Below are 14219 nucleotides of genomic sequence, written 5' to 3'. Positions count from 1 at the left end.
TTATCTTATACACATTTATTATAAATAAATTAATTCAATTACATGAGAACTGATAAATAAAAATATATTATCTTATAAATCTATAATTACTAAAATAAATAAATACTTTAATTACATAATAATAATCAGCAGTTTATATTAATATTTTTCAAAATTTCTATCACTTTTAAAGCGTATCTCGAAGAACCTCTTTGTCTCTATAAAAAATGTAACTTTCATAGAATCTAATTATATTTCACTTATATTTTTTCAAGAGAGATTTTTAAAAAATAAAGAAGGAATTTTGAGAGTTTAGCCAGTACGTTATATATAATTCATAATATGACAAGGATCTTATCAAAATAGAGATATAACCTGTAAACTCACATGTTAAATAATAAAAAATTTCTATCTATAACGGAAGTTTATAAGAGCATTAACGTTTAGGATATGTACAAGTCTCCCATAAAATACAAAATATGCCAACGAAAAGACCCATTATTAATCCAATTATTGCACCAATTATCACGCCAAAGATAAGTGCTATTCCTGGCCCCATTGCTATAACTGGACCAAATCCTGGAAGAGCAATATAACCATAAGTTGCTAGAATTGCTGCTATTACTCCTGATATAGAACCATTTAAACTTCCAATAAATGCAGATTCTTTTATAGAATGACAGATTTTTTTGAAAAAATTTTTCTCGCAATAATAATGAAAATCAGGATTGCTATAAGTTTTAAAATTAATCACATTTTTTTCTTTCATTTTGAACACTTACCGTTCCAGAATAATCAATTGATACAAGAAGAGGACACTTTTTAAATTTTATTAAAGCACGCCAAATACCTTTGTCATCTAAACGCAATCGTTTAATATTCGTAAAACCATTTTGCATAAGGCAGTTTTTAATTTGTGCAGCAGTGAATGAATTTTGTCCTGGTTTAGTGATATCTTTAGTAAAGGAATATGCAGAAGCTTGACAATAAGAGGGGGTATGAAAAAAATTACTTGTTGAAGCTATGACTATAGATGAAAGACATATCATTGTTATAAAAAAAATGCTTGATTTCAAAATATTAGATAATCTCATCTTGTCACCATCTGTTAAAACAATATTTTGTTAACTTTTGTACTGCTAACAGGTTCCCAAGATTATTTTATTTTTAATATTATACTTAACGGTACAAATTGCTAAAAAATTATAATGATTAACTCATTGTTTTTTCTTTTTATATTTTTCTAGAAAATTGATATAAGTGCACACTCTTAACATATTTTTCTGCTTTTTTATTGCAGCACAAATACGATAGGATTTTTGTATATTATTTTTATGTGAATTATGAAAAAACTTTTGAGAATAAGCTTTCTTCTATACAGCTCTCTTATGGTTTCATTTCAATGAAAATATTGCGCTTCTTATTTCAATTTTATGTATTTTTTGCAAAAGCAATAAAAACGGAAAATTAACTAAAATGGTATTCAGGTTTAAATGCTTAAAGAATGAAAATTAGAAGCACTGCTTGCAAAGGATTGGTTGCTATATTGTTGAAGATGCTTTTTACATCTTTGGTTATTTTTTAACTTGTTTTTTGCTTATATCTCTGTAACGATTGACTTTTTTATAAAAATTTCTGTTTACTTGACTTCTTAATTATCAATAAAGTTTTTTGATGATTTAGTGGGAAATATTTGCATCATTTTTTTGAATCCATAACTAGGATATATTCCTTCCCGCATAAATAAATGACGTAATGGTGTGCAATTACCTAACAATCCAAGCCCAATGCTTCGCATAATATGAACAGGTAATATATTAGAAAGTAAAGAAGAGTTGAGCGTATGAACAGCTCCACTTCTGATTAATATATCAGGTCGACGGTATTGGTTATACTGAGCAACAATCGTTTTAGAAGTGGAGTCGGATATTGAGTTGGGCAGAATATCAATCAATGTTTGAACATCACGAAGTCCTAAATTCAATCCTTGTGCTCCAATAGGAGGGAATACATGCGCTGCCTCACCAACTAAAACTGTTCTATTAACAGCAAAACGATGAGCAATAAGTCCTGAGAGTGGCCATGCTTGAATTGGTGTATCTAGCGTTAACTTTCCAAGCATTGAATGCATCTGATCTTCGATTACTTTTGCAATTTCTTCTGACTTTAGATTCAGCAATTTTTCAACATGAGAAGAATTAACAACCCATACAAGACTGGATCTTTTTCCTGGTAGAGGAACCTGTGTAAGTGGACCATTTTCTGTGTGAAATTCAGTTGATATATTTTGATGAGAAAAATCATGAGAAAAATTAAGAACGAGTGCTGTTTGAGGATAATTCCATTGCTTGACACCTATTCCTGCTGCCGCTCGTGTTAAAGAATGGCGTCCATCAGCAGCAACGACAAGTGATGCTTGAATATTTTTACCATCCGCAAGGGTAATACATACATGACTCTTCTGATGAGAAAAATATTTTGCTGAAGAAACAAATCTTACAATATTAGGCGTATGCGTAACAGAATCAATTAAAGCATTGTTCAATTCTACATTAGGAATGTTATAACCAAACGCTTCTTCACCAATTTCAGCGGAAGAAAAATTCACAGTAGGAGATCGCACAATTCTAGAGGTAATATCTACGATTCTAATGAAAGATAAAGCAGCTGCGTGATCTTTAAGAGTATCCCAAATATTGAGTTTTTGAAGCATACCTATTGCTGGCATCATAAGAGCGGTAGTTCTTAATTCATTTATATGAGCTGGTAGACCAATGAGAAAGACAGAATAGCCTCTCTGTGCAAGACTAAGAGCTGCTAACATACCAACGGGACCTGCACCAATGACAGCAATATTTTTATGCTTGTTTTTTTTGAGTGTCACAATTTTTTGAGCCTTTCCTCCATATTTTACATTTCTAAATAAACAATCTCTTTTTATTGTATGAATTTTCTCTATTATATTATGTAATAAATAATACGATATAATATATATTATGTAATAAATAATACGATATAAAAAAGTAATCTTTTTGTGTTTTTTTTGCAGTGAATCATATCATAGGTAAAAATGGCGCTCTGACAGATGAATGAAGACTCTAAAATGAGGATGATAAAATTTTGAAACGTAAGCTAACAAAAAAAATCAAAAAGAATGCTGATTTATTACGCCATAAAAAAGTAACGATGCCACAAGCAAAGGCTTTTTCTGTTCACTTATTAACAGCTTCTGGTTCGTTTTTAGCATTTCTTTCTCTTATATCGGCCTCACAAAAAGAATGGACTGCTATGTTTTGTTGGCTCGGACTTGCACTTCTTGTTGATGGTATCGATGGACCAATTGCACGTAAACTTGACGTTAAATATGTACTTCCAACATGGTCTGGAGAACTTTTAGATAATATCATTGACTACGTAACTTATGTCTTAATCCCAGCATTTGCGCTTTATCAAAGTGGTTTAATGGGACCAAAATTATCATTTTTATTAAGTGCTATTGTTGTCATTTCATCAGCTATTTATTACGCAGATACTGGTATGAAAACCAAGGAAAATTTTTTTAAAGGTTTTCCTGTAGTTTGGAACATGATGGTTTTCATGCTTTTTGTAGTAAGACCAGGGGAGTGGATTACTTTTACTATTATTGCTTTATCTGCAATCATATCTTTTTTACCAATTTATTTTATTCATCCAATAAGAGTTGTTCGTTTACGTAAGCTTAATTTTTCAATTTTTCTTTTATGGTGTGCTTTCAGTATTGTTGCATTTTTTTACCAACTAGATGCTCCTCTTTGGGTTAAGATAGGTATTTCAGTAACAGGTGTTTATATGTATTGTATTGGCGCTATTATGCAATTATTTCCTCAATTGGGAGTAAGAAAACATAAAAAAGGAATACAATAAATACATGGGGAAAGTTACAATATGCAAATTGATTTTGGGGCAGGTGATGACATTTCTTTTACAAAAGAAGGACGTGCTGGTATTATTAAACTTACACGTCCTTCAACATTAAATGCCCTTAACCAACGAATGGTTTGTGCTTTAAAGAAAGCTCTCAGTACGTGGGAAAAAGATAGTGATATTTCTTGCATCTTGATTGAAGGGGAGGGACGAGCCTTTTGTGCTGGTGGAGATGTTGTAGAAATCTACCATATGGGACAGAGTTCCTCTTCTTATCAATATTTTAGCGATGAATATCGCTTAAATGCTTATATTAGCCGCTTTCCAAAACCGTATATTTCTTTTTTAAATGGTATTTGGATGGGAGGAGGGGTAGGTATTTCTATATACGGTTCACACAGAATTGTTACAGAAAACACACTTTTTTCTATGCCAGAAGGTGCTATTGGATTTTTTACAGATGTTGGCTCGAGTTTTTTCTTACCATCTCTTCCTGATTATTTTGGCATTTACCTAGCATTGACAGGAGCACGCATAAAATGGGGAGATTGTTTACGCTTAGGATTGGCAACGCATGCGGTTCCCGAAGCTAAATTAAATATTGTTAGAAAAACTATTATTGAGCAGGGAAATCCTACATTGGCTTTAAGGGAGCAAACAATAACAAAAGACTATGAAACAAGTCAAGAAATACGGCACTTCATAAGAACTTGTTTTAGCACCCATACGTTAGAAGAATGTATAGATTTCCTTTATAAAAAAAGCAATGAAGGATTTTTGTTTGCGAAAGAGTGTTATGATATTTTGCAGTTACGTTCTCCAACAAGTTTAAAAATTATCTGGAAACAAATGAAACAAAATCCATCATCTCAAATTTTGGAAGATTATATAAGAATTGAAAATCGTATCGCACATCATATGATTAATTCGCATGATTTTCGTGAAGGTGTGCGTGCAATGTTAATTGATAAGGATAAAACTCCAAAATGGCAACCAAATAAACTTTCAGATGTAACAGATGAAATGATAGATTCTTATTTCCAACTTGTTGAAAGGGAATTATTCTTTTGATAAAAAAAACGCAAGAACGATTTTCGAAAATCAATTTATTTTATAGATTTTATTTGCGATTTTTGGCGCTTATTTGCTTAGGATTAAGTGTTTTTTATTGGGTACGTCTTGTTGGTATATTTCCAGGCATTTTGTGGCGTTTTGATCTTATGCCATGGCAGTGGCAGTTTTTATCAGCCACATTGGCTATTGTTTATCCTATCGCGTTGATAGGAATTTGGATGTATTCTCTGTGGGGAATTGTCTTATGGTGCAGTGCAGCTTTTACTGAAACATTGGTAATAATAAGCTTATATTCTGCTTCCAGCTATAAAATAATTATACTATTACTTCATGGAACATTATTGTTAATTCTTATCATAATGATTTTTTTAAAGAAGCGCTTAATAAATTTGGGACAGTAATTATTGTCCCAAATTTATTTTGAATAAAATATTTTTTTACATAAACGGTACCCACCATAACTCCCAAATACTTTCAGGTGGTGGTGATGAAAATATCCATATTAATGTTGCGAGTGTTCCCCAAAATGATGCTATTAACATGTGAATGTATCCTTTCATTCAATATCTTATAAAAGTTCCATATCTTATAAAAGTTCCATAATATATATTATGCGATAAAAAGTTTTATACATATTATTGTTCATATTTATACCGCATATGTCTCTTTTATAACAAAATTGTGTCAATTTTTTGTTATAAAATGTATTTCAAATAATATTTCTTAAAATACAAAATAAAAACAATAAAATGACACAATATAACAGAATAGATATACTATAATAATAAGAAAAATTACTGTGGTAATGTAAACTTACAACGCTTCATATATGCGAGATCACTTAAAACAGCATTACGATTATTTAAAGCTAAAATTTCATTACTTTCACTTGATTTTACATCCAGAAAAAACAAAGCAGGCGTAAATAGAACACCTGCTGCTACTAAAGCAGCATTTTTGCTTCTTGCTTTAGAACGCTCTGCAATTGTGTTATTAATCTGACGTTTATTAGCAAAAAAACTCCCGTTGAATATCAGCACAACTCATTGCATTATCCTGTAAAGTTGTAACTGAAATATTTTTTTCTAAACGCCCCCCACACGCTGATAAAGAAACAGCTAAAATCATCATACATTATGCATAAAAACCTCAATAATTACATAAAAAAATACCATTATAACTTAACTAAACTAAAAAAAGAATATAATATTTAAAACGTATTTAATTAACAGAAATTAATAGAAAATATTGGGCTATAGTACTATAAGTACTTATGCATTTGTTTCAAAAATAAGACCTTGATATGCAGGCTTAACATATGGAGGTATGTAATTTACAAGCTTATCGTAATCAAGCGATCTATCCATATGTGTGAGTATGGCTTGTTTGGGCTTTAAGTATTCTATCCATTCTAATGCTTGATCAACAGAAAAATGACTTGGATGAGTTTCAAACTGAAGAGCGTCAATAATTAAAACATCTAAATTCATTAATTTAGGTAATGTATGTTCAGGAAATTTACTCACATCTGTACAATAAGCGACATTGGCAATGCGAAAGCCTAAAGAATGAATGGTGCCATGAAGTTGTAGATGCGTATTAACAATTATTGCACCACCCTCCCCCTGAATGATAAATTGGCTATCTTCGTTAATAAGATGCGCTTTTAGGATGGGTGGATAAAACGACGCTTTTGGTGTTTGAAAACAATATCCAAAGGCATTTTTCAGATGTTCCAGTGTAAACTCATCTGCATAAATATCGATTAAACATTTTTGTGCAAGCGCATAACTGCGTAAATCATTAATACCATGAATATGATCTGCATGATAATGCGTATAAAGTGCAGCATCGAGATGATTCACATGTGCATCAATCATTTGTGAGCGAAAATCTGGGCTAGTATCAATAACAACAGTTGTTTTTTTTCCTGATACATGATGAATGCGCTCAACTAATAAAGAGCTTCTGTAGCGTTTATTTTTAGGATTATTAGGATTACAAGCACCCCAATCACCATTAGGACGAGGGGTCCCAAGAGAAGGACCACAGCCTAATATTGTAAATCGGTATTGATCACACATAATTTTTGCCTTATTTCATTTTATTAAATAAACGAAAAGCATTTTGCGTTGTTATTTTAGCTATTTCTTCAGTGCTTAAGCCAATTGTTTTAGCCAAAACCGTAGCTGTGTATGATACAAAAGATGGCTCATTTATTTTACCTCGGTGAGGAACAGGAGCTAAAAACGGTGCATCTGTTTCAACTAATAAACGTTCATGAGATACAATTTTTGCTATTTCACGAATTTCAATTGCATTTTTAAAAGTAAGAATACCTGAAAAAGAGATATAACCACCAAGTTCAATACCAGCACGAGCAAGTCTCTCTCCAGATGAATAACAATGAAGTATAAATGGAAAAGCCCCTTCTTTTATCTGTTTGCGTAATATTTCTTCCATATCTAAATCAGCATTGCGCGAATGAATAACAAGGGGAAGTTGCGTCTCTCGAGAAGCAATAATGTGTTCTTGAAAAACTTTTTTTTGCTCTTCTGGTGAAGAATAATCATAATGGTAATCAAGACCAACTTCTCCAAGTGCAACAATTTTAGGATGCTGCGAGAGATGAATAAGCTCTTCAGCTGTAATATTTTGTTCTTCACGAGCGTTGTTGGGATGAGTTCCAACGGAACAAAATACCTGATCATAGGCTTGTGTAATTGCTAAAAGTCTATCCAATTTCCGAACATGCGTTGAAATTGTTATCATACGTTTAACATCAGCATCTAGAGCTCGTTGGATAACACCATCTAAATCTTGTGCAAAATCCTCAAAATCAAGATGGCAATGCGTATCAATCAACATGATGAGAAGCATCCTTTAAAATATAGCGAGGAAAAATTGGTTCTGGAGTAGGAAGATTAACTCCCTCTTGAATCTTTGAATTTCCTATGTGATGCAACAATCGATTGTCTTCAGAAATAGCGAGACTATCAAGAAGTTTTCCTGCTGATTGTGGCATAAAAGGTAACAACATAATTCCTATTCGCCGCAAAATTTCTACCGTTGTGTAAAGAACTGTATGAAATCTTTCTGGATTATTTTTCCGTAAACTCCAAGGTTGTTCGTTAGCAAAATAACGGTTAGCGTCTGCTACGACTGAAAAGATAGCTGAAAGCGCTAAATGAATTCCGTGAGAAAACATGGCTTGGCGTACAATTTCAAGTGTTTGAAGAGATTTTTCTAATAACTGTTCATCTTGAATTAAAAATGAAGCAGGTAGAGGGATTTTTGCATCACAATTTTTAGCAATCATTGATAAAGAACGCTGTGCTAAATTACCAAGATCATTAGCAAGATCCGCATTAATGCGATTCACAAAGCTATCATGGCTGTAGCTACCATCTTGCCCAAATGGCACTTCACGGAGAAGAAAATAACGAACCTGATCAAGACCATAGTGATCAACCATTTCAAAAGGATCAACGACATTGCCAATAGACTTTGACATTTTTGCTCCACGATTAAGTAAAAAACCATGAGCAAAAATATGTTTAGGCAATTCAATGCCAGCAGACATTAAAAATGCTGGCCAATAAACTGCATGAAAACGAAGAATATCTTTACCAATAATATGAGTATTTGCAGGCCAAAAATTGTGTTTTTGTGATTTTTTTTCGAAGAAACCAATTGCTGAAAGATAATTTGCAAGTGCATCAACCCAGACATACATTACATGTTTTGGATCACTTGGAACAGGAACGCCCCAATTAAAACTTGCTCGTGAAATAGAAATATCTTTTAAACCCGATTTAACAAAACTAATAACCTCATTGCGCCGCTCAACAGGAGCAATAAAATCAGGATATTTTTCATAATGCTCAAGAAGAGCTTTTTCATAACGGGAAAGTTTAAAAAAATAACTTTCTTCTTCGTTCCATTCAACAGGAGAACCTAACTCTTTTTCACGACGAATATTATCTTCTCCAACTTCAGTATTCTCTTCTTCATAGTAAGCTTCCTGCCGAATAGAATACCAACCGCTATAACGACCGAGATAAATATCTCCATTCTCTTTCATCTTGTTCCAAATTTCTTGGCAAGTTTTATAATGGCGCTCTTCTGTTGTGCGGATAAAATCGTTATTAGAACAATTTAATACTACAAGCATTTTTTGAAACACAGCACTATTACGGTCTGCAAGCTGTTTAGGTGTTATGCCTAATGCTGCCGCTGTTTGTTGCATTTTTAAACCGTGTTCATCCGTACCAGATAGAAAAAAGACTTCTTTGCCATCTAAGCGTTGAAAGCGGGCCAAAACATCACTTGCAATCGCACTATAAGCATGTCCAATATGTGGAGTGCCATTAGGATAAAAAATCGGAGTTGTTATATAATATGTGTCACGCATGTCAGACTCGTTGTGAAAAAAACGCAATAAAATATATAGTGACATAACGCCTGTTAATCACATTGTCACGGAAAAAGCTCAGTTTCACGAATGATCTTATGAACTCTAAAAAGTAGATTAATAATAAATTGTTTTTTATCGAGATTAAATGATTGTGTTTCCCCTATCTCTTGGTGCGTCTCATGCCATATTTGCGCACATTTTTTTGAGAGAAATAAATTTCCTCTCTCAGCGAGCATGATAGATCTTTTTTGAATTTTATCAAGAATTTCATCACAAAATTGTTGAAATTGGATAGTGGAAGAAAGAGACGAAAGCGTTTGTGCAAGAGTGTGTACGATAGCTGGATTGCAAACAGATTGTTCTAAAAGAGCATCAATGGTTTTAACCATTTCAAGTCCGCCTTGGCAAATAAGTAAAGCAGCTTTTCGAGGACTTCCTTTGGATCTTTGAATAATCATTTCAATAGTTTTTTCATCCGGTAAAACCTGATGAGAAAAAATATGTGGAATGACTTTTTTCATCTCATCATTACTCAATGGTCGCAAAGAGATTTGTTGGCAGCGTGAGCGAATTGTCGGAAGCAATCGTCCTAAAGAATGTGTGATGATAATGAACAAAGTTTTTGCAGGAGGTTCTTCAAGGGTTTTAAGAATTGCATTAGCTGCGTTTCTGTTCATATCATCTGCAGGATCAATAATAACAATACGCCACCCATCATCTTGTGATGTTTTGTTTAAAAAGTGCATGATATCGCGGACATCATCGATAAGCACACCTGTTTTAAATTTTTGCATTTTTAAATCAAAACGACGAGAAATATGCAAAAGACCAGGATGACTACCATGCATCATTTGATGCCATGTGATGGAATGATACTCTGGTTGCAACAATTCGCCTTTTTGAGAGCTTAAAATATTCCAAGCAAGATGAAGTGCCAATGTGGCTTTTCCAATCCCATGTTCTCCTTCAAACAATAACGCATGATGTAAACGCCCCTCCTCACGCATTTGCGCTAAAAAGTGACGAGCAACCTCATGACCAAAGATAATATTGTTTTGTGAAGGTGATAAAACTGCCTCGATATCATCATATTGGCGTAAAAAATTTACATCACTCATGAAAACTGATCCAATATTTCTTGATAACACATAGCTTTTATTTGTTGAGCAATATCTTCCACTGCACCTGTAGCATCAATTACTCGAAACCTACGAGGTTCCTGTTTTGCCAGTTGAAGAAAAGCTTGACGTCTTTGTTCTTGAATTTTTAATTCACTTTTTTCAAAATAATCGATAACTTCTGTTTGTTTTCTACGTAGATTGGCACGCTCCATACCATATGTTGCTGGTATATCGAGTAAGAACGTTAGATGAGGCATTATCCCATTGAGGGCAATAGATTCTAAAACGGAAAGAACAGAGGAACTCACCATATTATTGAGTCCTTGATAAACGCGTGTAGAATCAATAAAGCGGTCACATAAAATGATTTTACCTTTTTGCAAAGAAGGTTTAATAACTTCATTAACGTGGTCAGAACGTGCTGCTGTAAATAAGATTGCTTCAATTAAAGGTCCATAATCTTGTACCTGACCTGATAACAAAACATGTCGTATTGCTTCTGCTCCTGCTGTTCCTCCGGGCTCTCGTGTTGTAAGAACTTCATAGCCTTTGCTACAAAGATACTGAGCGAGCAAAGAAATTTGAGTTGTTTTCCCTGCACCCTCCCCTCCTTCAAATGTAATAAAATAACCTGACACGTAAATTTATCCCTTAAATTTAGCTCGTACTATAAATATTTCCGTAACCATCCAATCGTTATTTCATAGAATGCATTTTTTACTTTTGCAAAGAAGCTTCCTTTCTGAACATTATTTCCAGCAAAAACCGGCTTTTCAAGAAGAATCTTTTTGTTTTCTATAATTTGAATAACACCAATCTTCTGCCCTAAAACAATGGGAGCTTTTAATGGACCGTGATATTTAATTTTTGCCTTAACATTTACTTTTCTTTCATTTGAAAGCATAAAGCTTATAGGTTCTTTAATAATAAGAGAAACAAAATTTTGCACTCCACCATAAACAGAAGCACACCCAACTTTTTCTCCTTTTGTAAAAATTGTTTTAAGGTCAAAAGCTGTCATTCCCCATTGAAGAATCTGTTCTACTTCTTTTGTATTCCCTTTATTATTTTGCAAACCATTTATTGCCAGAAAAAGACGCCGACGATTTTTATAAACAGAAACAATCATTGATGAACCTTCTTCTTGGCTATAACCAAAAGCAAACCCTTCAACACCAATTTCTTTAGAAATAAGAGGATTTTTGTTACGTTGAAAAATATTATTCCAAGTAAAATCAGGTTCACGATAGAGCGTATAATAATCGGGATATTCACGAATAATGTAACGCGCTAATGTGAGCATGTCGCGCAATGTCACAAATTGTCCTTCCTCAGGAAGCCCTGTTGCATTAACAAAATGACTGTGCAACAATCCAAGTGTTTTGGCTCGCTGATTCATTAATTTTGCAAAATCGGCTTCACTTCCTGATATTCCTTCAGCAAGAGCAATGGCTGCATCATTTCCGTTAACAATAATCAACCCCCGTAACAGGTTAGAAACACTAATTTCTGTATTTACTTTTGCAAACATAGTTGTTGTGCCAGAAGGTGCACCACCTTTGCGCCAAGCATTTTCACTTACTTTGAATTTTTGCGTACTGTCTAACAATCCCTCTTTTAGTTGATGAAATACAACTTCAGCCGTCATCAATTTTGCTAATGAAGCAGGAAAAAATGTAACATCACTTTGCTTTTCAAAAAGTATTGTATCAGTTTCATGATTAAGTAATAGTAATTGTGATGCAGAGGTTTGAAAACCTTGTGCTCTTCCCCCCCCATTCAATGCTAATACCCAAAATAAGATAAATAAACCCCTTATTGCCACCTGCATAGCCGATTCTCCCATATTTATAGAATCAGCATAAAGAATCCTCTTATATAAGAAAAGATTTGTTTATTTTAGCAAAGTGAGAAACATCACAAATTTAGAACGGTTTTCTGTTTTTTCTCAGTATCATCAAGATACATCAGCATATTATTTTTATTTTTCTTCTCGCTTAGGATTTATTCTTTAACGTGCAATGCATTGATTTATAATCATAATTCACTGTTTTATATGTTGAATGATAATCTCGAATAACGTAAGATTCTCTCATTTCAAACCTGTTTATATTGCATTAATCAAAACCATTCGCTTGTACGTCACAAGCGGGATGAGTGTGTGGATCAAATTTATATAAGAAAGGACTAAAAATGGTTCTTATGAACCGTCTTAATGCAAGGTCTGTAGCAACGCAGGCAAATATAATGATGGTGCCGGCTTGTTACTTCATAAGCGTGAAAAGCATAATAATATCTTTTAAAGTGCCATTTCATAACAACACACAAATCCAACTTGTTGAGAATTTAACTATAAACAACAGATACTTATCTGTAATTTTGAAATTATAAGTAATCAGAATAAAGCACTCTTTAAAAAGTGTTTTCTTGACGTTTACTTTTTCGCTCGGTTTATCATATTTATAAAGGCTACTTGATCAAATAATAGCGGCTTATCAACCAAAAACGGACCAATCTCCGGTAATTTTATTGGAACAGTTTTAGCAAGTTCTTTGCTTACAAGAGGATCTTTAGCAGATTGCTTTTGACTCGCCATATGAGACTTCTTTAGCATAAGTCCCTCTCTTTCTTTTAAAAGTTTTGCCAGTGCTAATGAGGATGAAGAATCATTCTCCGACTTATAAGAAGCCATCAGATAAGCACTATCATAATAGCCAATGGGAGCTTCAGAAATATATTCTACCTTAACATTTGCTACCCCCACATTTGCATAACCAAGCAATTCTGCAGCTTGTTTTGATAAATCAATAATTCTATCCTTCATAAAAGGACCGCGATCATTTACTCTAACAATGATAGAAGAGCCATTTTTCAGATTTGTAACACGAGCATAACTGGGCAAAGGCATCGTAGGATGTGCAGCAGTTAATAGATTCATGTCATAAATTTCACCATTCGCAGTTAAACGCCCATGAAAATCTGAACCATACCATGACGCTTCTCCAACACGTTTATAGGTTGGATCATTTTGAGGATAATACCATTTTCCTTTTATTTGGTAAGGTTTACCAACAATGACTCCCCTTTTCTTATTTCCTTTTAATTGATTCTGATTGTTTGAATTTTTTTTTGGCATAGCAGTAGTCTTTACATCAGTTTCTTCCTTATGAAAGAAACTTTTTACGGCAATATGTGCTGTCCTGCTTGCACAACAAGATATCAAGAACTGTGAAATAACTACCACAAAAACAAATTGAAATGTTGAGTTAAGAACGGAAGTAAACTTTTTATTGCTGTTTAAAAGCATTTGTCAGCTCTCTTATTTCTATTAAGTATTTGCTGCAAAACCTGCTGCAAAAACACGCCATACTTAAAATTGGCGAGATAGGAAAATTCGCATTTTCAGATGATTCCCCTCACGTGCTTACGATATCCTCAGAATTTACTCTTTATCAACAAAATTAACACATTATTAACCTTTTTTATTTTCTTCACAAGAAGTAAATGCATTAAAGATAGATGTTAGAGAATAAAAAAAGATAATTAGGTCAAATGTTTAAAATAAATTATCACGTTATGATATAAGCTGTGAATAAACAAACTTAATCTGCATAAAAAGCAGTAAGACACTCTGATTTATGAGGTAAAAAAATCTTGAATAATGGAATATATCTCAACAGCTGTGAATCGTTTCTTAAGATATTACCTAAAAATAATTAAAATTC

At 33.2% G+C, this 14219-nt stretch carries 13 protein-coding genes and 1 pseudogene; 3 read left to right on the top strand and 11 right to left on the bottom strand.

Annotated elements, in window-relative coordinates:
- Positions 1-415 precede the first annotated feature (415 nt).
- From ABID39_RS03530 to ABID39_RS03520, 3 genes are all read right to left on the bottom strand, one after another.
- The gene (locus ABID39_RS03530; RefSeq protein ID WP_354186097.1) at positions 416-748 is read right to left on the bottom strand and encodes a hypothetical protein; all 333 of its coding nucleotides are present in this window, start codon (positions 746-748) and stop codon (positions 416-418) included.
- Positions 726-1073 carry a hypothetical protein gene (locus tag ABID39_RS03525; protein ID WP_354186095.1) on the bottom strand — a complete coding sequence of 116 codons (348 nt, stop codon included), beginning with the start codon at positions 1071-1073 and terminating at the stop codon, positions 726-728. The genes ABID39_RS03530 and ABID39_RS03525 overlap by 23 nt, the downstream gene beginning before the upstream one ends.
- 557 nt (positions 1074-1630) lie before the next feature.
- On the bottom strand, positions 1631-2863 hold the full coding sequence (locus ABID39_RS03520; RefSeq protein WP_354186093.1) for a UbiH/UbiF family hydroxylase: 1233 nt from the start codon (positions 2861-2863) through the stop codon (positions 1631-1633).
- A 236-nt stretch (positions 2864-3099) separates the two neighbouring features.
- On the opposite strand from ABID39_RS03520, the gene pcsA reads away from it, so the two are divergent.
- The 3 genes from pcsA to ABID39_RS03505 are packed head-to-tail and all read left to right on the top strand — an operon-like array spanning position 3100 to position 5357.
- Positions 3100-3882: a phosphatidylcholine synthase gene (gene pcsA / locus ABID39_RS03515; protein ID WP_354186091.1), complete on the top strand. Its 783-nt coding sequence runs from the start codon at positions 3100-3102 to the stop codon at positions 3880-3882.
- 21 nt (positions 3883-3903) lie between these two features.
- Positions 3904-4953, top strand: coding sequence for an enoyl-CoA hydratase/isomerase family protein (locus ABID39_RS03510; RefSeq protein WP_354186089.1), 1050 nt, complete (start codon positions 3904-3906; stop codon positions 4951-4953).
- Positions 4950-5357: a DUF6163 family protein gene (locus ABID39_RS03505; RefSeq protein ID WP_354186087.1), complete on the top strand. Its 408-nt coding sequence runs from the start codon at positions 4950-4952 to the stop codon at positions 5355-5357. Before ABID39_RS03510 ends, ABID39_RS03505 begins: the two co-directional genes overlap by 4 nt.
- A gap of 393 nt (positions 5358-5750) precedes the next feature.
- Here ABID39_RS03505 and ABID39_RS03500 read toward each other — a convergent pair.
- From ABID39_RS03500 to ABID39_RS03465, 8 genes and pseudogenes are all read right to left on the bottom strand, one after another.
- A pseudogene (locus tag ABID39_RS03500) lies at positions 5751-6084 on the bottom strand (hypothetical protein).
- Between the two features lie 143 nt (positions 6085-6227).
- Entirely contained in the window at positions 6228-7040 is an 813-nt protein-coding gene (locus ABID39_RS03495; RefSeq protein ID WP_354186085.1) for an MBL fold metallo-hydrolase, read from the bottom strand.
- A 10-nt stretch (positions 7041-7050) separates the two neighbouring features.
- Positions 7051-7824: a TatD family hydrolase gene (locus ABID39_RS03490; protein WP_354186083.1), complete on the bottom strand. Its 774-nt coding sequence runs from the start codon at positions 7822-7824 to the stop codon at positions 7051-7053.
- Positions 7814-9370 carry a methionine--tRNA ligase gene (gene metG, locus ABID39_RS03485; RefSeq protein ID WP_354186081.1) on the bottom strand — a complete coding sequence of 519 codons (1557 nt, stop codon included), beginning with the start codon at positions 9368-9370 and terminating at the stop codon, positions 7814-7816. Before metG ends, ABID39_RS03490 begins: the two co-directional genes overlap by 11 nt.
- 65 nt (positions 9371-9435) lie before the next feature.
- The gene (locus ABID39_RS03480; RefSeq protein WP_354186079.1) at positions 9436-10491 is read right to left on the bottom strand and encodes a DNA polymerase III subunit delta'; all 1056 of its coding nucleotides are present in this window, start codon (positions 10489-10491) and stop codon (positions 9436-9438) included.
- The gene (gene tmk / locus ABID39_RS03475) at positions 10488-11132 is read right to left on the bottom strand and encodes a dTMP kinase (RefSeq protein ID WP_354186077.1); all 645 of its coding nucleotides are present in this window, start codon (positions 11130-11132) and stop codon (positions 10488-10490) included. Before tmk ends, ABID39_RS03480 begins: the two co-directional genes overlap by 4 nt.
- A 29-nt stretch (positions 11133-11161) precedes the next feature.
- Positions 11162-12325: a D-alanyl-D-alanine carboxypeptidase family protein gene (locus ABID39_RS03470; RefSeq protein WP_354186075.1), complete on the bottom strand. Its 1164-nt coding sequence runs from the start codon at positions 12323-12325 to the stop codon at positions 11162-11164.
- A 603-nt stretch (positions 12326-12928) separates the two neighbouring features.
- Positions 12929-13801: a septal ring lytic transglycosylase RlpA family protein gene (locus tag ABID39_RS03465; protein ID WP_354186073.1), complete on the bottom strand. Its 873-nt coding sequence runs from the start codon at positions 13799-13801 to the stop codon at positions 12929-12931.
- Positions 13802-14219 lie beyond the last annotated feature (418 nt).

Source organism: Bartonella japonica, from assembly GCF_040545385.1.
Classification (GTDB): domain Bacteria; phylum Pseudomonadota; class Alphaproteobacteria; order Rhizobiales; family Rhizobiaceae; genus Bartonella; species Bartonella japonica.
The sequence above is the reverse complement of the archived record's forward strand: the minus strand, read 5'-3'. Positions and strand labels throughout refer to the sequence as shown.